This window comes from Nonomuraea mangrovi (genome assembly GCF_042681425.1).
GTDB classification, from domain to species: domain Bacteria; phylum Actinomycetota; class Actinomycetes; order Streptosporangiales; family Streptosporangiaceae; genus Nonomuraea; species Nonomuraea mangrovi.
Genome location: NZ_JBHUFV010000096.1, coordinates 85538 through 103705, shown reverse-complemented (window position 1 = coordinate 103705; position 18168 = coordinate 85538). Strand labels below are relative to the sequence as shown.

The following is an 18168-nucleotide window of genomic DNA, read 5'->3' as shown; positions in this document are numbered from 1 at the left end:
TAAGTCCGTCTTCTTGAGGCTTAACGCTAATCGTTTACCGCGCCTTGACGAATCTTCCGTTTGTGGGATGCTCGACCGTGTTGAGCGATCATCGTCGCCGGGGCGGATTGGCCCTGATCCGGAAACGTGCACCCGGTGTTTTGAACACAACCTGCTTTGATAGGGGGACACGTTGGTACATTCCAACGGACAAGCCCGTTCTGTGCTCGCTATCGCCCACCTATCGGCGCAGCCACCCGGTCACCACGAAAGCCTGCCGATCGAGAGTGTGCTGCCGGCTGATTCTCCGCGGCTCGACGGTGAGGACGTGGAACATATCTGCCTGCTTGCAGAGGCGGAGGACCTCCCGCCGATTCTCGTCCATCGCGCGACGATGCGTGTCATCGATGGCATGCACCGCCTCAAGGCCGCGGTCTTACGCGGTGACGAAACGATCAGGGTCATCTTCCACGACTGCAACGACGCCGACGCGTTCGTGATGTCGGTCAAGGCGAACATCCAGCACGGCCTGCCGCTCTCGCTCTCGGATCGGAGAGCGGCGGCGGCGCGGATAGTCATGCTCTACCCGCGGTGGTCCGATCGTGCCATCGCGGAGGTGGCGGGACTGTCGGCGAAAACGGTGGGGGCCATCCGCCGAGACTCGCCCGCCGCGCTGACCGAGGTTCGCGAACGGGTCGGTCGGGACGGGCGGGTCCGCCCGCTCAACACGGTCGACGGCCGGCGGTACGCCAGCGAGCTGATCACCCTGTATCCGGAGTCCTCGTCGCGAGAGATCGCACGGAAGGCCGGTATCTCGCCCAGTACTGTGCGAGACGTCCGTGATCGGCTTCGCAGGGGAGAGAACCCCGTGCCCGAACGCCGGCGCCCGGGTAACCCCAACGAGCAGCTCACGCCGGAGTGCAAACTCCAGGAGCGGATCAAGAGCCTGCAGTCGTTCGACTGCCGTGACGAGATCCTGCAGAAGCTGAGCAAGGATCCCACGGTCCGCATGACCGATAAGGGGCGTGCCATGTTGCGCTGGCTGAGTTCGCAGTGCCAGCAGGTCGAAAAGGGTAGGGAGTTTCTGGCCGACAACGTCCCTGATCACTGTTCGAGCCTCATCGCCGACCTTGCCTGCTCCTTCGCCAACTCATGGCTCAGCATCGCCGGTGAGATGCGAAGTCGCAGCCAGGCCCAGCCATGACGGCCCATCAGCCGCCAAGGTGCGAACCGGCCACGGCCGCGGCCCTGTTCGAGCAGTGCGTCCGCCGTCATGCGGCTCGGGCCGCAGTAGAAGACGACGGCCACTCGCTGACCTACCGTGAGCTCAATGCCCGGGCGAACCAGCTCGCCCGCCGACTGGTCGCCTCGGGGGTCGGTGCGGAACAGGTCGTCGCGGTCGCGCTGCCGCGCTCGCGGGACTGCGTCGTCGCCGTGCTGGCGGTGCTCAAGTCCGGCGCCGCCTACCTTCCGCTCGACGTGACCTACCCTCGGGAACGCCTCGCCTTCATGATCCGTGATGCGCGGCCCGCGCTGGCCATCACCACCACGTCGGCCGGCCGGCTTCTCGAAGATGCCGCCGACGAGGTCGTCTGCCTCGAACTCGATCGGCCCGAGACCGTGGCGGCCCTGGCCGAGCTGAGCGCCGGCGACCTCACCGACGCCGAGCGAACCACACCGGCGCACCCGGCTCACGCGATGTACGTGATCTACACCTCCGGGTCCACCGGCACCCCGAAGGGCGTCGTGATCACCGGCCAAGGGATGGCGGGGCTGGCCGACACCCAGCGCCGCACGCTGTGCGTAGGCCCGGGCAGCAGAGTCCTCCAGTGGGCCTCGATCAGCTTCGACGCGGCGTTCTGGGACTACTCGTCCGCCTTGTTCTCCGGCGCGACACTGGTGCTCGCACCGGCACAGGGCGACAGGTCCGTCCCCGATTCGCGGCTGCATGATCTGCTCCGCGATGGCCGGATAACCCACGCCACCCTCCCGCCCGCGGTGCTCGCCGCTCTCGACGACGATGTGCTGATCGGCGCGACGATCGTGTCCACCGGTGACTCCTGCACGGAGGCGATCGCGAAGAGGTGGGCGCGCGGCCGCCGGCTGCTCAACGGATACGGCCCGACGGAGACCACCGTCGGCGCGACCATCAGCGAGCCGTACGGCGGAGCCGGCGTTCCGATCGGCAGGCCGTTCACCGACACCGTCGTGCACCTGCTCGACGACGCTCTCCGCCCGGTTGGCGCCGGGGAGATCGGCGAGATCTATGTGGGCGGCCCTGGGCTCGCGCGATGCTATCTCGGGCAGCCCGAGCTGACGGCCCAGCGGTTCGTCGCCAGCCCCTTCGAGGCCGGCCAACGGCTGTATCGCACGGGCGATCTGGCCTCGGCGGCCGAGGACGGGCAACTCGTGTTCCACGGACGCGCCGACGACCAGGTCAAGATTCGGGGCTTCCGGGTCGAACCCGGTGAGGTCCAGTCGGTCCTTGCCCGGCACCCTGGCGTACGGCAGGCTGCCGTGATCGCCAGAGACGACGAGCACCTGGGCAAGCATCTGGTGGCCTATGTCGTCACCGACGGTGGCGATCCGGAGGGGTTACGCGAGTACCTGGCGCGCAATGTTCCCGACTACCTGACACCCGCCGCGATCATCGAGGTACCGGACCTTCCCCTCACGCCCAACGGAAAGGTCGACCGCCAGGCTCTGCCGGAGCCGGAGCGGCGCACCGTCTCCGGCCGTCAGGCGCGGTCGGCCCATGAGCGCTACCTGTGCACCGTCGTCGCCGAGCTGCTCGGCGTCGACCAGGTCGGCCCCTCAGACGACCTCTTCGTCCTCGGCGGGCACTCGCTGCTCGCCGCGAAGCTGATCGGGAGGATCAGGAAAGACCTCGGCGTACGGCTGCCGTTGCGGACGCTCTACCGATCCGGCCGGATCAGCGACATCGCCGCCAACCTGGCCGAGGTGGCGCCGGACTCGCGCGGGGTGCCTGACTGAGCGTCATCCGCATTCGCGCGCCAAGGTTCCACCGTTGTGTTTCACAAGGCTCTGCGGCCATGGTGGAGCAATCCGAACGTACGAAAGCGCATCCAAGGCACCACGAGAAGCAGCGAGCCGGCCGTTGAGGAGATCATGAACTCTCGAGCGCTAGTGATCGCACGCCATGAGGCACGCCTGATGAGGACCCAGCCCTGGATCGTGGTGATTCTCATCATCATCCCCGGCCTGCTGCTGGCCTTCTTCGCCAACGGCATCGTCGGTGGCCCGGCGCGGGCCATTCCGGGCCTGGCCGCGCTGTTCGGCTTCTTCGGGCTCTCTGCCATCGGCCTCGCGTTCTACCGCGACCACGGCTGGATGACGTGGGACCGCCTGCGGGCCAGCGGAACCCGGCCGTTCGCCGTCATCGTGGGGAAGCTCACGCCGCTGGCCGTGATGTTCCTGCTGCAGTACCTCGTGCTGTTCCCGCTGGGCTGGGCGGCGTTCGGGCTGCAGATCCGCGGGAGCGTCCTCGGGCTCGCCCTGGTGACGATCGGCCTGGTCGCCGCCGAGCTCGGCATCGGGCTGCTGCTGGCCGTGGTCTGCACCAGCATCGCCCAGCTCAACTCGCTGGTGAGCATCGGGACGCTGCTGCTGGTGGGGGGTGCGGGCGCGTTGGCGCCGATCGAGACCTTCCCCGGCTGGGTCCAGGCGATCGCACCCGTTTCCCCGGTCTACTGGTCGTTCCAGGGCTTTCAGAGTGTCATAGCCGAGGGCCGCGGCCTGGCCGACGTGCTCGGCCCGGCGGCCGTCCTGTTCGGGATGGCCGCCGTCTGCTTCGTGTTGTCCGGGATCTTCTACAAGCACGAGCAGCGCAAGACCTTCTTCTCCTGACGGCTACGGCAGGTCCGACGGTCCAGTTCCCCAACGCCATGCGAAAGGACGGAAGAAGTGGGAAACCTCGCCGATGACATGGTCGTCAAAGGGGCTGATGGTCGATACCAAGCCGAGCTCTCGGCGGACTGGGACTTCTGGGGGCCCAACGGAGGTTATGTCGCGGCTCTCGGGCTGCGCGCGGTCCAGGCGCACAGTGCGCTGCCGCGGCTGGCGTCGATGTCCACCCACTTCCTGTCCGGCGCCCGCCATGGCCACGTGGACATCGACGTCACTACGCTACGGACCTCCAGAAGGGCGGAGTCCATCCGGGTGTCGATGTCCCAGGAGGGCCGTCCCGTCTGCGAGAGCCTTGTCTGGATGGTCGCCACCGACCTGGTGGGACTCGTCCACGACCACGTGCGACGGCCGGACCTGCCCGGCCACGAGCAACTGCTCTCGATCATCGATTTGGTGGGCCCGGACATGGAACCGCCGATGCCGATCTTCCGCAACATCGAATGGAAGCCCTTCGCATGGCAACACCCAGGCGTGCCCGACCCCGCGGCCGCCGAGGCACGGTGGTCCGCCTGGTGGCGCTTCCTCCCGCAAGCGACCTTCGACGACGCCTTCGTCGACGCGGCCCGAGCGGTGATCCTCCTCGACCTCAACACGTGGGCGGCGGGCAGCAAGGGGCGCCCGTACGAGATCAGCTACCTCGCGCCGACCATCGACCTGTCCATCCAGTTCCACCAGGCCCAGCCGGACTCCGAATGGCTGCTGGTCGACGGCATGGCCGACATCGCAGACGAGGGGCTGGTGTCCGGCCAGAGCCGCCTGTGGAGCTCGGACGGCACGCTGATCGCCTCCGCTTTCAGCACCCTGCTCTGCAGGGAGATCCGGTCCTGAGCCGTCTCACCTGGCAGGTCACGGCCGGCCGTTCGACCTCTGGAGGGCGGCCAGCGCCAGGTGCCACGGGAACGCGCCGGCTCCCTCGGGGGTGCGCACCACGTGGACACCCTCGGCCCGCAGGCTTTCCACTGCGGCGCGGAACGGAACGCGCGCTGCCAGAGCGCTGTTCACCGCGGGCAGGACCACGAGCGGGATGCCCAGGCCAGGAGCCTCGGCCATGACCCCCAGGGCATAGGAGTCCGTGATGCCCTGGGCGAACTTGTTGATCGTGTTGAAGGTCGCCGGAGCCACGACGATCGCATCCGCTCTGGGGGACTTCGGCTCGTTGGGTTTGCGGTACGTGCTCCGAACCGAGCGGCCGGTCTGCTTCTCCAGCGCCGGGACGTCGATGAAGTCGAGTGCCGACGGCGTGGCGACGACCTGGACGGCCCACCCCTCGTTCTGGGCCATCTCGACCAGGCAACCGACATCCCCGGCCACACCGGCCGCGCATATGATCACGTAGAGCACCGGCACCTGCGGCTCACCAGTCGTCGTCGAGGCGGTAGGAGGCCAGGAACTCCTCCACGTCGGCCAGCGACTCCTCGTACCCGAAGTTGCGGTACGCGTATCCCTTCGCCACATACGGTGCGCCCGCGTAGAACATCTCGTACTGATGGTGGCGTCCGCCGAACTCGCTGCCGACAGCGTCCCAGGCGAGCTTGAACAGCTTCACGCGCTCCTCGGCCGGGACACCGGGCGACTGGACGTATCGGTCGATGTCGGGACGTGTGGCAGGATTGCGAAACTCGGCGACCGACGACGGCACCTGCAGCACGCCACCGCCGGTGAGGTCGCGCAGGATGGCGAGCACCCGCGGGTACAGCTCGGCCTGCATGGCCATCGCGCCGTAGAGCGGCCGCGGCCGCGGCAGCCACACGCCGGCGTCGTCGGGTTCGGCACCGTACTCGGCTGCGAGCACCGCCGACTCCACGAGGGACACGATCGCGGCGAGCTCGCCGAGCTTCTCCTGTACGCCGGGGACGCGGTCGACGCCGGTCGTCTGCGCGACCTTGCGCGCGATTCCGGCGAGGAACCGGAGCTTCGTGGCGAACCTGATCTGTGCCTGCGAGTTGCCCAGGACGTGGGCCCCCGTGGCGAAGAACTGGCGCCTCAGGCCGTCGATGTCCCGGTAGACGAAGACCCGTTCCCACGGCACGAACACGTCGGCGAAGACGACCAGCGCGTCGGTCTCGTCGTAGCGGCTGCTGAGCGGGTAGTCGTACGGTGAGGTCGCCGCGGGGGCGTAGGGGCGCCGGCAGTACAGCTTGAGACCGGGTGTCGCGATCGGCACCACGAAGCCGAGCGCGAAGTCGCGGTCCTCCGGCGTCAACGGTTTGATGCACGACACGAAGATCTCGTCCGCGACCGCCGCGCCGGTCGCGAGCATCTGGGCGCCGCGCACCACGATGCCGTCGTCGCGCTCGTCGGCCACGCCGACCTGGATCAGGTCGCCCTCCCACGCGTGCGCGGTCGCGATCCGGGAGACCTGTGGCGGGATGATGGCGTACGAGACGTAGAGGCTGTCACGCAGCAACCGCTCGTAGTACGTGGTGACGTTTCGCGAAAAGTCGTGTTTCTCGGATCGGAACGCCTCGGGATGAGCGGCGAAGCCGGCCAGGAACGAGCCGACGTGATCGGGGCCGCGGCCCACCCAGCCATAGGTGTGCCGCGCCCACGTCTCGATCGCTTTGCGCCGCGCCACCAGCTGCTCGTGACTCTGCGGCATGGAGTACACGATGTTGGCCGGTCCGTCGATCTCCCTGGCGTACGCGGTCATCCCGCTCGCCGGGTCGGCGGCGATGTCGTAGAGCTCCGACACCGTCCGCGCGATCGGCGCGAACGCCGGATGTCCGGTGACGTCGCGGACGCGCTCGCCGTCGACGTAGACCTCGCGCTCGTCCCCGATCGCGGACAGGTAGTCCGATCCCTTACGCATGGGCTGTCCCTCGGCTCCCTGCCGTCACTCCTCTGTCAGCTGGAACCACGACTTGCCCAGGCGCTCCGAGGTCTTGGGCTCCGCGAAGTCGTGGTAGGTCATCTTGGAGTTGGCGGTGGCGATGAAGTCGCCATCGCGCGTCCAGAGCCTGGTCTCCGCGCCGAGGATGCCGTCGCCCGCGTAGCTGCCGACGGCGTCCGCCAGCAACCATTGCGCTTCCGGGTGGAAGGTGTGGAAGTCGACGGTGAGGCTCATCGTCGGCGCGATGAACTGCAGCGGCGGCGTGAAGGGGTCGGCGACCGTCGCGAACTGCATGGCCGCGGTGATGATGATGGAACGGCAGGCGTCGACCCACGGATCCTTCTGTCCCTCGCCACAGGCCATCCGCTGCCATCCTCGGATGTGCGCGTCCCGCCTCGGGGTGAACTTGAGCTCCTCCTGCGTGAGGTGGTCGATCCCCGGGTAGTTGTGCGACCCCATCAGTCCCTTGATCATGCGGAACTCGAGGTTCTTCCAGAACGGTTCCTCGCCCATCAGCGCGAGCACGTCGTCGTCGAGAATGGTCGCCTCGGAGTCCTCCGGCGCGGGTGCGGCGGGAGCCTCCTGCCAGTTGAGTTTCGGCCCGACATCGACGGCGGGTGCGGCCGCCACCAGCGCGGCGAGGATGTCCCGGCCATCCTGGGTCATCCGTACGAGGAACGACGACGCCCGGTCGGTGCTGCGCAACGTCGTGACCTCGAGGTCGGCTGGGCCGACCCTCGCCTCGTTCAGATAGTGGCACGACACGCTGACCGGCTGGGTCGTCGTACTCGACGCGTGGGCCTGAGCCGCGCGCAGGGCGATCGAGGTCAGGTACCCGCCGACCGGTACCCACATCCTCCAGTCCTCGACGATCTCGCCTCTGTAGGTCCCGTCGCCTGTCCGTTCGACCGCGGTTTGCCGCTCCAGATTCGACATACGGGACACCTACCACGGGCGAAATACCAGCCGACAGCAGCGCTTTTCGCGCGGGGACGGTGCCGACTGTGGGAATGCCGCAGTTGGTCACTTCTTCGTGCGTCACAGGGAATGGCAGGATGTGCGGGCCGTGGGGGTTGCCCCTACTAACGGTCTGGAGGCTCGTATGAGCGTTGACGATGAATCCGGAGAGGCTGCCCTAGCCTCGACTCGGCCCGCCGCGCGGGTCCGGGGGCTGCGGAAGACCTACGGCGACGTGATCGCACTCCAGGGACTCGACCTCGATGTCATGCCTGGGTCGGTGGTCGGTCTGATCGGGCCCAACGGCGCCGGCAAGACGACCGCCGTGCGGTGCATGGCCGGGCTGCTGAAGCCGGATTCCGGCGACGTGGGCATCGCGCCGAGCAGGACACCGGGCCGATCGCCTGTGGCGATCGCCGCCCAGGAGATCGAGTTGTATCCGGGGCTGCCCGTCGAGACGAACCTGATCTTCTTCGGTCACCTGTCGGGGGTCGAGAACGCGGAGGAGGTGCTCGCCGAGCTGGCCGTCGAGCTCGAGCTCGGGCCGTTGCTCGGCAAGCTGCCCAAGGACCTGTCGATCGGACAGCAGCGGCTGGTCCACGTCGCCGCGGCCATGGTGGCGGTGCCGGACCTGCTCCTCCTCGACGAGCCGACGGCCGCGCTCGACGTCGGCTCACGCGAGACGCTGTTCGCCGCGGTGGCGCGCCGTCGCGAAGCCGGTGTCGCGGTGCTGCTGTCCAGCCATCAGCTCCAGGAAGTCGAAGCCACGTGCGACTCGATCGTGATGATCAACCATGGCGAGGTCATCGCCGCCGGTGACGTCGACGACCTGATCGGCAAGCACGGGGGCGGCCAGATCGAGATGACCGTGGACGGGACGGTGCAGGTGGTCCAGGGCGATGACATAGCCGCGGCGATCGCTCAGGTGACCGCCGGCGGCGGCCGGTTGGAGGCTGTGAACGTCATCAAGCCATCCCTCGAAACGGTGTTCATCAACCTCACCGGCATGCGCAGCATGGATGTCGAGGCGTCCTGATCGTGGCTGGATACCACGAGTATCTCGAACTCGACCGTCTGCTCAGCCTGCAGCGGCCCCGCACCGGGCACACCGCAACCGAGCTGCCCTTCATCGTGGTACACCAGGTCAGCGAGCTGTGGTTCAAATTGATCATCGAAGACATCCAGGGTGCGATCCAGGCCCTCGGCGCCGACGAGGTGGGTGCGGCCCTGCAACGGCTGCGCCGCGTTCGTGAGGTGGAACGGCTGCTGATCGACCAGTTCGTGTTGATCGACCAGCTCCCTCCTGGAGGCTTCGGCGCGCTGCGCCCGGCCCTGGGCACGACCTCCGCCGCCGAGTCACGGCAGTTCGCCGTCATCGAGCGGCTCTCGTGCCCGCCCCCCGGCCCCGGAACCCCGGCTGCCGACCCGGGAGAGGATCTCTGGTCCGCGCTGTGCTTGCACGCACAGGGCGACGGCCACGACATGCCCGTCGACGACACCGGCGAGGCCCGCGCCCGGCGGGCGCGCGCCCTTCTGGAGATCTACCGGCAGGCAGGGCCCATGTTCGCGCTCTGCGAAGCGCTGCTCGACCACGACCAGGCGTTCAGCATCTGGCGGCAGCGGCACGCCCTGGCCGCCGCACGGCAGATCGGCAATGCTCCCGGCACCGGCGGTACGACCGGCGTCGCGTTCCTGGAGCACCGTTGCAACCGCAGGTTCTACCCCGATCTGTGGTCGATCCGGCCAGATCTCCAGTTCTCCGGCTGAATCAGAGGCGACCTGTCATGATCGTCCGACCCAAGATCGAGCTGTACGCCGAGGAGCACACGAGCCCGCCCTCGCCGCTGCTCGCCAAAGTGGCCGCCGCCACCAGATCGACGATGGAACGACCCGAGATGATGATCGGCGCGGTCGAGGGCGCGCTGCTCGCGATGCTGGTGGCGATGGTACGGCCGCGGCGCATCCTGGAGATCGGCACGTTCACGGGTTACTCGGCGCTGTGCATGGCCGAGGCCATGCCCACCGGCTGCCGGATCGTGACCCTCGAGGCTGACGCCCCCACCGCCGCGATCGCCCGCACTCACATCGCGGCCTCGCCGTACGCGGATCGGGTCGAGGTGCGAGAGGGACTGGCCCTCGACACCCTCGCCCAGCTCGGCGGGCCTTTCGAGCTGGTCTTCCTCGATGCGGACAGGCCGTCCTACATCACATATCTCGACGCCGTGCTTCCCCTGCTCGGCGAACAAGGGTTCATCGTGGTCGACAACGCGCTGCAGTTCGCCATCACCCCCGACCCGGAAGAGGCGGCGGCCGTCCACGCCTTCAACGCTCACGTGGCGAGCCGGGCCGACCTCGTCCAGGTGATGCTGACGATCCGCGCCGGAGTGACCGTGATCCGCCGTGCCTGCCCCGAGCCGACCACTCGGTGATGACTGGAGCACACATGACCGATGCGATCACCGGCGAAGCCACCACCGGCGAAGCCACCACCGGCATGGTGCCGGACGCGTCCGGCACAGCCGCAGAACCGCTCGCCCGCCTGAACGCCCCCAGCCCGCAAGCCTCGTCACTGCCACCGGGCACTCTCCTCCCGCTGCCAGGGGGGTTCACGGTGCTCTCGCAAGGCGTGCTCCGCAGCGCCGGGTTCCCGATCGGCGGTCTGCTCGAACTCGGCGACGCCGACTACGCCGCGGCCGTGGACCGCCGGCTGGACGAGGCGGGCGGCGATCTGGACGCGATGGTCGCCCGGGCCGGCGCGCGGCAGGCCGAGCTGCTGCGCAGGATCGCCCGCCGCAGCGATTTCCAGGAGGCCATGGCCTGGCAGAACCCCGACCTCATCGAGCCGATGATCATCACGCTCGGACAGTCGGGCCCGGACACCCCGAACAACCACCGGCTGCGCAAGCGCCAGCGGCTCGTGGCCAACTACTGGACCAGGTACTGCGCGAAGAACGAGACGATCGGCTTCTTCGGCCCGGTGAGCTGGTTCGGCCTCCGGTCGAGCGGGGAGACGCTGCGCATGAGACCGGGCCCCGCCCTGGCGAGCCACGGCGAACTCTTCCTGGAACCCTGGGCCATCGACGTGCTGGCGGCGACCCTGTCCCAAGACCCAGAAGTGCGCCCGTGGATCGCACCGCGCCGCCACCCCACCGTCTACGTCTCGGGCACGCACGCCCGGACCATGGCGGGGCCGGTCGAGCTCTCCGCCGACGAAGCCCGGCTGATGGCCCTCCTGGACGGCGGGCGGGCCGCGCGGGAGATAGCCGCCGAGTACGGCTCCGACCCCGCCGAAGTGTACGCAGAGCTGGACCGCCTGGCCGCCAAGGGGCTCGTGCTGTGGGACCTGGAGCCGCCGCTGGTGCAGAACGCCGAGCGTGAGCTGCGCAGGCGCCTCGACGCCATCGGCGACGCCAAGGTCCGTGAGCGGGCGACCGAGAAGCTCGACCGGCTCGAACAGGCGCGTGACGCACTCGCGGGCTACCGCGACGTGGCCGACCTGCTCCGCCTGTACCGGAGCCTGGAGCGGGAGTTCACGACGCTGACCGGAGTCGATCCGATGCGGCGCCCCGGCCAGGCCTACGGTGGCCGGCGTCTGGCCTACATCGAATGCGGTCGTGACGTGGAGCTGTCGTTCGGGCCTCAGGTGTTGGAATCCTGCGCCGTCCCGCTGTCGCTGCTGCTGACGAGCGCCCGCTGGTTCGCCAGTGAGGCGGCACGGCAGGTGCGGGCCGTGTTCTCCGAGGCGTTCGACGCGTTGGGCGTCGAGACCGTCGGCCTGGCCGAGCTCGTGTTCGCCTGCGCCGACAAGGTGTTCGTGCCCGGTGATCGCCCGGTGGACCATCTGGCGAAGGAGTTCGTGGCGCGCTGGCGCGCGGTCCTCGACCTGGACACCGACGCTCACGTGGTGACGCGCGCCGGCGACGAGATCCGCCCGCAGGTCGAGGAGTCCTTCGCGGACGCGACCCCGAGCTGGGGATTCGCCTGGACTCACAGCGTGGACCTGCTCATCGCGGCCGACGACGCCGAGGCGTTCGCGCGCGGCGAGTTCCAGCCCGTGATCGGCGAGCTCCACGTCGCCTACTGCCCGTTCGAGATGCCCGTCTTCGCAGGGGGACACCCCGACATCGAGGAGCTGCGTGCCACGCTGGCGACGGTCATCCCCGACAGCCGGGTGCTGCTCAGCCCGGTCAAGGACTATCCCCGGGTGGCCGCGCGGATCTATCCGTGGCTCCACGACGAGCACGACTGGTGGCTGTGTGTGTCCCCGTTCCCTCCGCGCGGTTCCGACCGGCTGCTCCCGCTGTGCGGGCTGGAGGTCCGCCGCGAAGACGGCAGGCTGGTCACCGGGCTGCCCGGCGCCGACCGGTGGTTCGACATCGCCGACGTCCACGGCACCTGGCTGATGTACGAGTTCATGGACGTGTTCAAGCAGGTGGTCAAGGGATATGACCACACGCCCCGGGTGGTTGTGGACAACACGGTCGTGTTCCGCGAGACATGGTCCTTCCGGGTCGCCGAGCTGGACTGGATCTCCGTGCGCAGCGACGCCGAGCACTTCCTGGCCGCCCGGCGCTGGCGGCGCGAGCACGAACTGCCGGAGATCGTGTTCGCCTCGGTCAGTTCGGAGACCAAACCGGTGTTCGTGGACCTCCGCAGCGAGGTTCAGGTGGCCAACCTGGCCAGGCTCCTGCGGGCCGTCGCCGTGAACCAGGACGCGTCGGTGACCTTCTCCGAGATGCTGCCCGGGCCCGAGCAGTCGTGGCTGGCCGACTCCGAAGGGAACCGCTACACCGCGGAGCTGCGGCTGCTGTTCGTGGACCGTGCCACGGCCGACTGAGCGTTTTCCCCACTCGAACACCGATACAGACGCGTTCTACAGTGCACACCGGACACGCGAGAAAGGACGGGCGTGAGCGATATCGAGTCAGACGCCCACCCCGCCGAACTGGTCGATCGGCTCGAGGCGGTCGGTGTCCAGCTCTGGGCGGAAGCCGGTGAACTGCGGTTTCGAGCGCCCCGCGGGGTGCTGACCGATGACGACCGAGCGGAGCTGCGGCAGCACCGGTCGACGCTGCTGGAGTACCTGAGGCAGGACGTCGGCCCGAGCCTGCTCGTGGCGGACCCGGCCAACGCCGGCGAGCCCTTCCCGCTCACCGACATGCAAACCGCCTACCTGCTGGGGCGAAGCGACGGCCTGGACTACGGCGGTGTGGGCTGCCAGGTCTATCTCGAAGCCGACCTCGCCGACGTCGACCCGCGACGGCTGCCCGCCGCCTGGCGGCAGCTCATCGAGCGGCACCCGATGTTGCGGGCAGTGGTCGATGAGCGGGGATTCCAGCAGGTACTGTCCCACGCTCCCGCCTTCGAGATTCCCGTTGTGGACCTGCGTTCCGAAGCGGCGGAAGACGTGTCCGCGGTTCGCGAGCAGATGTGCGACCGCTCGTATGAGCCAGGCCGTTGGCCGATGTTCGACGTCAGGTTGTCGCTGACGGCGCAGCGCTCGGTGCTGCACCTCTCGTTCGACTTGCTGATCGCCGACTTCATGAGCGTCCAACTGCTGCTCGACGAGTTGCACCAGCTCTGCCAGGCCCCAGACGAACCGCTGCCCGCACTGGATCTCACCTTCCGTGACTACCTCGCGGCGCAGACGCGCCTTGCGGATCGGCGGGGTCACCGCCGCGCGCGTGACTACTGGTGGGCACGGATCGACGATCTTCCGCAGGCGCCGAGGCTGCCGATGAGGGCCGACCCGCGCAAGCGCGGGCACGCCCGCTTCCACCGGTGGCAGGCCCGGCTGGCTCCCGCGCAATGGCGGCGGCTGCGAGAGCTGACCGCGAGCCGCGGACTGACGCCGTCGGGTGCCGTGCTGGCCGCCTACGCGGAGACGGTCGCACGCTGGACGTCGCAGGACCGCTTCACGCTCGGCGTGACCATGCTCAACCGGCTGCCGGTGCACCCGCAGGTCGACCGGATCGTCGGCGACTTCTCCTCCGTGGACCTGCTGGAGGTGCGGCCACGTGCGGCTGACTCCTTCACCGAGGCGGCGCGCGCGCTGCAGGCGCAGCTGTGGATGGACCTGGACCACATGGCCTGCTCCGGCGTCGAGGTGTTGCGTGAGCTCGGGTCGCGCAGGGGACGCGGCGAGGCGCTGATGCCGATCGTGTTCACCAGCGCCCTCGCGCTCGACGGGGAGTCGGCGTTCTGGCGGGACGCCACGCTGGTGCACGGCCTGACCCAGACCCCGCAGGTGTGGATCGACTGCCAGACGCTGGTGGCCGACGACGCGTTGCTCGTCAACTGGGATGTTCGCGAGGGGATCTTCCCTGACGGGCTGATCGACGACATGTTCGCGGCCTTCGAAGGCCTGCTGCACAGCCTGGCGGACGGCGACGACGGCTGGGAGCGGCCGGTGCTCGTGCCGCTGCCTGACGCTCAGTCCGAGCGTCGCCGGGCGGCGAACGCGACCGCCGCACCCGACCTGCCCGCGCACCGGTTGCTCCACGAGCCTGTGGTCCGCCAGGCCCTCCGCACACCCGATCTCCCCGCCGTCGCCGGCTCCTGGGGCACCCTGAGCTACGACGAGGTCCTCCGCCGGGCGGTCGGCCTCGCCGTAGAGCTGACGGGTACGGGCGCGCGGCCCGACACGCCGATCGCGATGATCTCCGATCGCGGCCCCGACCAGCTCATCGGCGTGCTCGGCATCCTGCTGGCCGGCGCGCCGTACCTGCCGATCGACACCAACCAGCCGCCCGCCCGCCGCGACCGGATGTTGTCCGACGCCGGTGTCACGACCGTGGTGACGCAGGAACATCTGCGCGCGGGGACGTCCTGGCCGGCCGGATCGACCGTCGTGGCCGTCGACGCGCCGGGCGGGCGCGAGACGGACGTGGACCTCGCCTCGTTCTGCCGTGAGGCGCTCGCGCGGCCCGTCCCCGACCTCGCCTACGTCGTCTACACGTCCGGCTCCACCGGGTCGCCGAAGGGCGTGCGGATCAGCCACAGAAGCGCGCTGAACACGGTGGAGGACGTGAACCGGCGGTTCGGAGTCGGTCAAGGCGACAGGATCCTCGGGCTGGCGAACCTCGGTTTCGATCTCTCGGTCTACGACATGTTCGGTCCGCTCGCCGTCGGTGGCTGTCTGGTCGTGCCCGACCACGACCGGCGTGGCCTGCCCGCGCACTGGGCGGAGCTGATCGCCAGGCGCAGGGTGACGCTGTGGAACTCGGTGCCCGCTCACCTGCAGATGATGGCCGACTTCCTCTCCGCGTCCGGCGCTGACGTCTCGTCGTTGCGGGTGGCGCTCCTGTCCGGCGACTGGATCCCCGTGAGCCTGCCCGAGCGGATCCGCCGCCTCGTTCCCGGCCTCGAGCTGATCAGCCTCGGCGGGGCGACAGAGGGGTCGATCTGGTCGATCCACTACCCGATCGGTGCCGTCAAGGAGGGGTGGCGCAGCATCCCGTACGGTAAACCGCTGTCCAACCAGCAGATGCACGTGCTCGACCGGCGCTGGCAGTCATGCCCGGACGGTGTGACGGGGGAGATCTTCATCGGCGGCGCGGGTGTCGCCGAGGGCTACCTCGACCCCCGGCTCACGGCGGAGCGGTTCGTCGTGCACCCGCTGACCGGTGAACGGCTCTACCGGACGGGCGATCTCGGCCGGTACCTGCCGGACGGGAACATCGAGTTCCTTGGCAGGCAGGACGACCAGGTCAAGATCAGGGGGCATCGGATCGAGCTCGCCGAGGTCGAGGCGGCACTGGCCGCCGATCCGCAGGTCGGCAACGCGGCCGTGATCGTGGACGATGCCAGGGATCGACGGCTGGTCGCGTTCGTCCAGCCCGCGGCCCGAGCCCGCGGCGCCGCCGAGCCGGCGTCCGCCGTGGCCGAGACGGCCGCCGCGACGGCCGACGCCGGCGCTGCCGACGTCGACCGCGCCCAGTACGTCGCCTATCTCCGGCGGCTGGACGAGCTCGCGTTGTTGTGCATGCTGCGGACGTTCCAGGACGACGGCCTGTTCCAGGACCTGGGGGAGGTGCACTCGCTGGAGCGGATCCTCGCCGGGACTCAGGCGCCGCCACAACACCATCGGGTGGTTCGCCGCTGGGTCCGGGTGCTGACCGACCACGGCCTGCTGGTCGAGGAGGGAGCCGGTCACTATCGCGCGGCTCTCCACGTCGAACCGTCCGCCATAGCGGCGGGCTGGTGCGAGGTGGACGATCTGGTCGCGCGGCTGGACCCTGCCTCGGCCAAGGTCCACGACTACTTCAAGGCGTCTACGGAAAGCCTGTCCGAGGTTCTCAGAAGCGAGGGGGGCGACGCCGTACAGCTGCTGTTCCCCGAAGGCAGGATGGACATCGGTGAGTCGCTGTACAACGTCACCCTGTTCAACCGCTGGGCCAACGAGGTCCTCACCTCCGCGGTCACGGCCGTCGCAGCCGACGCCGCGCATCCGCTGCGCGTGCTCGAGATCGGCGCCGGAGTCGGCGGCACCAGCATGGACGTCATCCCGGCCCTGGCCGACTTCGACGTGGAGTACACCTTCACCGACCTGTCGCAGTTCTTCCTCAACCGGGCCAAGGAGACCTTCGGGGAGTATCCCTGGGTGCGCTACGCGATCCTGGACATCAACACCGACTTCCGCGCCCAGGGATTCGCGCCCAACTCCTTCGACGTCGTCGTCCTGGGCGACGTCTTCCACGCGACCAGGCATGTCGGCGAAAGCCTCGCTGCGGTACGTGAGCTCCTGGCTCCGGGGGGCTGGTTGTTGTTCGCCGAGATGACCCGCGACCACTACCAGATCATGACCTCGATGGAACTGCTGCTCGGCCAGGGCGAAGACTTCGCCGACATGAGGCGCGGCCGGGACCAGACGTTCGTGTCGCACCCGGACTGGCTGAGGCTGCTCGGCGACGAGCTGGTGTTCGCCATCCCCGGGGAGCACGACGCCTTCACCGAGATCGGGTTGTACGTGTACGGCGTGCAGGTCAAGACCGACCGCGTGCCGCTACGGCCGCAGCAGATCACCGAGGCCGCCGCCGGGCGACTGCCGCCCGCGATGGTGCCCAGCCTGGTGCAGATCCTGGACCGGCTGCCCGCTTCCGCCACGGGGAAGGTCGACAGGGAGAGGTTGCGTGGCCTGATCCCCAAGCAGGCCGGGGTCGCGGACCTGTCGGCCGACGGGCCGGCAGACGATCTCGAGCGCCGGATAGCGGTCCTGCTCTGCGAAGTGCTCAACCTGCCGGCGGTGGGACGCTCCCAAGGCTTCTACGAGCTCGGCGGGGACTCCCTGCTCGCCTCTCAGGCGGCCGGGCTGCTCATCGAGCGGGTCCTGGAGGCGAAGCCGTTGTCGTTCAACACGCTGCTCCGAGTCCTGCTGGAGGGTCCGTCCGTGATGGCGCTGGCCGCATACCTTCGAGATGGCCCATGACCGCGATCGGGGTCATCGGCGGGTACGGATCCGTCGGCCGCGCCGCGGTGGCGCAGCTACGGGCCTGGGGGCTGGGACCGATCGTGGTCGCCGGCCGGGATCCGGCGCAGGCGGACGTCGTGGTCGACGGGGACGAACCGGCCGGGCTGGACCGGTTCTGCGCGTCATTGAGCCTGGTCGTCAACTGCACAGGCTCGCCGCCTCGGAACAGGGTGGCGGTGGCCGACGCGGCGGCGAGGGCGGGCATCCCCTACATCGACCCGGATGGGGACGAGCCGCTCCACACGCTGCTGTCGGACAGATCCTGCGCCGAGCCGGTCGTGTTGTCGGCCGGCATGCTGCCCGGCCTGACCGGGCTGCTCCCGCGACTGCTCGTGACGGAACCTGGCGGCCGGCTGGTTTGCTACGTCGGCGGACAGGACCTGTTCACGATCGCGGCGGCCACCGACTACCTGGCCGCCGTGGACAGGTCGGCCGGCCGTACGTTCGCCGTGTGGCGCGGCGGTTCCCGGGTGGAGCGAGCCGGTGTCCCCGTCATCGAGGGCGATGTTCCGCACTTCTCGGAACCGGCGAGCGGCGTGCCGTTCCTGAGTCCCGAGATGGAGCGGCTCGCGAGCCGCCTCCACCTCGCCGAGCTCGTGTTCTATTCGGTCTTTCCTGGCAGGCGGCTGCGGGCGGCCCTGGTCGCCGCCCAGCGTGACGCGGTGGACGCGGAGGCGGTCGTCAGGGCCAGCGAGCTGGACGCCTTCGGGCGTTCGCGCTACCACCGCCTGGTGTTCCAGCTGCGCGGCGAGCCGACGATGCCGACGATCGTCCTGTCGGGCCGGGGCTCCAGCGAGCTGACCGGGGCGACGGCGGCGATGACGGCCCTGGCCGTACTGGAGGGCGCGGTCGCCCCCGGCCTGCACTTCGCGGCCGACGTGCTCGATCCCGCGTGGGCCAGGGAGCGGCTGCTCGCCGCCGACGCCGTGACCGGGTTCCGGATCTTCGAGGCGGGTGCTCCGGTGGATGCGCTGGAGCCGGAGGAGGGCACGATATGACGGGGCAG

At 69.2% G+C, this 18168-nt stretch carries 13 protein-coding genes; 10 read left to right on the top strand and 3 right to left on the bottom strand.

The window, feature by feature from the left end:
• Positions 1-202 precede the first annotated feature (202 nt).
• The 4 genes from ACFSKW_RS50975 to ACFSKW_RS50960 all read left to right on the top strand — a co-directional run bounded on the left by ACFSKW_RS50975 (position 203) and on the right by ACFSKW_RS50960 (position 4734).
• The gene (locus tag ACFSKW_RS50975) at positions 203-1183 is read left to right on the top strand and encodes a ParB/RepB/Spo0J family partition protein (RefSeq protein WP_379582431.1); all 981 of its coding nucleotides are present in this window, start codon (positions 203-205) and stop codon (positions 1181-1183) included.
• Positions 1180-2973 (top strand): non-ribosomal peptide synthetase, encoded by a 1794-nt coding sequence (locus ACFSKW_RS50970; protein WP_379582428.1) that lies wholly within the window; start codon positions 1180-1182, stop codon positions 2971-2973. Before ACFSKW_RS50975 ends, ACFSKW_RS50970 begins: the two co-directional genes overlap by 4 nt.
• Before the next feature lie 135 nt (positions 2974-3108).
• Positions 3109-3846: an ABC transporter permease gene (locus ACFSKW_RS50965; protein ID WP_379582426.1), complete on the top strand. Its 738-nt coding sequence runs from the start codon at positions 3109-3111 to the stop codon at positions 3844-3846.
• A gap of 57 nt (positions 3847-3903) precedes the next feature.
• The gene (locus ACFSKW_RS50960; RefSeq protein ID WP_379582424.1) at positions 3904-4734 is read left to right on the top strand and encodes a thioesterase family protein; all 831 of its coding nucleotides are present in this window, start codon (positions 3904-3906) and stop codon (positions 4732-4734) included.
• A gap of 18 nt (positions 4735-4752) precedes the next feature.
• On the opposite strand, the gene ACFSKW_RS50955 is transcribed toward ACFSKW_RS50960, so the two are convergent.
• The 3 genes from ACFSKW_RS50955 to ACFSKW_RS50945 are packed head-to-tail and all read right to left on the bottom strand — an operon-like array spanning position 4753 to position 7672.
• Positions 4753-5253: a flavoprotein gene (locus tag ACFSKW_RS50955; RefSeq protein ID WP_379582423.1), complete on the bottom strand. Its 501-nt coding sequence runs from the start codon at positions 5251-5253 to the stop codon at positions 4753-4755.
• Positions 5254-5260: 7 nt separating this feature from the next.
• A complete protein-coding gene (locus ACFSKW_RS50950; RefSeq protein WP_379582421.1) occupies positions 5261-6715 on the bottom strand; it encodes a 4-hydroxyphenylacetate 3-hydroxylase family protein in 1455 nt (484 codons plus the stop codon).
• Positions 6716-6739: 24 nt separating this feature from the next.
• Complete coding sequence (locus tag ACFSKW_RS50945) at positions 6740-7672, bottom strand: thioesterase family protein (protein ID WP_379582419.1); 933 nt, start codon at positions 7670-7672, stop codon at positions 6740-6742.
• Between the two features lie 166 nt (positions 7673-7838).
• Here ACFSKW_RS50945 and ACFSKW_RS50940 point away from each other — a divergent pair, with 166 nt between their 5' ends.
• The 6 genes from ACFSKW_RS50940 to ACFSKW_RS50915 all read left to right on the top strand — a co-directional run bounded on the left by ACFSKW_RS50940 (position 7839) and on the right by ACFSKW_RS50915 (position 18160).
• Complete coding sequence (locus ACFSKW_RS50940) at positions 7839-8729, top strand: ABC transporter ATP-binding protein (RefSeq protein WP_379582417.1); 891 nt, start codon at positions 7839-7841, stop codon at positions 8727-8729.
• A gap of 2 nt (positions 8730-8731) precedes the next feature.
• The gene (locus ACFSKW_RS50935; protein WP_379582415.1) at positions 8732-9460 is read left to right on the top strand and encodes a tryptophan 2,3-dioxygenase family protein; all 729 of its coding nucleotides are present in this window, start codon (positions 8732-8734) and stop codon (positions 9458-9460) included.
• Positions 9461-9477: 17 nt separating this feature from the next.
• Entirely contained in the window at positions 9478-10122 is a 645-nt protein-coding gene (locus ACFSKW_RS50930) for an O-methyltransferase (protein ID WP_379582413.1), read from the top strand.
• Between the two features lie 14 nt (positions 10123-10136).
• A complete protein-coding gene (locus tag ACFSKW_RS50925) occupies positions 10137-12530 on the top strand; it encodes a lantibiotic dehydratase (RefSeq protein ID WP_379582411.1) in 2394 nt (797 codons plus the stop codon).
• Between the two features lie 72 nt (positions 12531-12602).
• Complete coding sequence (locus tag ACFSKW_RS50920; RefSeq protein ID WP_379582409.1) at positions 12603-17120, top strand: non-ribosomal peptide synthetase; 4518 nt, start codon at positions 12603-12605, stop codon at positions 17118-17120.
• Positions 17117-18160, top strand: a complete 1044-nt coding sequence (locus tag ACFSKW_RS50915; protein ID WP_379582407.1) for a hypothetical protein — start codon at positions 17117-17119, stop codon at positions 18158-18160. The genes ACFSKW_RS50920 and ACFSKW_RS50915 overlap by 4 nt, the downstream gene beginning before the upstream one ends.
• Positions 18161-18168: the final 8 nt, after the last annotated feature.

Excerpts from the sequence above, each read along its gene's own strand:
- ACFSKW_RS50970 (WP_379582428.1), top strand. The coding sequence starts at position 1,180 with ATGACGGCCCATCAGCCGCCAAGGTGCGAACCGGCCACGGCCGCGGCC.
- ACFSKW_RS50925 (WP_379582411.1), top strand. The coding sequence starts at position 10,137 with ATGACCGATGCGATCACCGGCGAAGCCACCACCGGCGAAGCCACCACC.
- ACFSKW_RS50945 (WP_379582419.1), bottom strand. The coding sequence starts at position 7,672 with ATGTCGAATCTGGAGCGGCAAACCGCGGTCGAACGGACAGGCGACGGG.
- ACFSKW_RS50950 (WP_379582421.1), bottom strand. The coding sequence starts at position 6,715 with ATGCGTAAGGGATCGGACTACCTGTCCGCGATCGGGGACGAGCGCGAG.
- ACFSKW_RS50930 (WP_379582413.1), top strand. The coding sequence starts at position 9,478 with ATGATCGTCCGACCCAAGATCGAGCTGTACGCCGAGGAGCACACGAGC.
- ACFSKW_RS50915 (WP_379582407.1), top strand. The coding sequence starts at position 17,117 with ATGACCGCGATCGGGGTCATCGGCGGGTACGGATCCGTCGGCCGCGCC.
- ACFSKW_RS50965 (WP_379582426.1), top strand. The coding sequence starts at position 3,109 with ATGAACTCTCGAGCGCTAGTGATCGCACGCCATGAGGCACGCCTGATG.
- ACFSKW_RS50940 (WP_379582417.1), top strand. The coding sequence starts at position 7,839 with ATGAGCGTTGACGATGAATCCGGAGAGGCTGCCCTAGCCTCGACTCGG.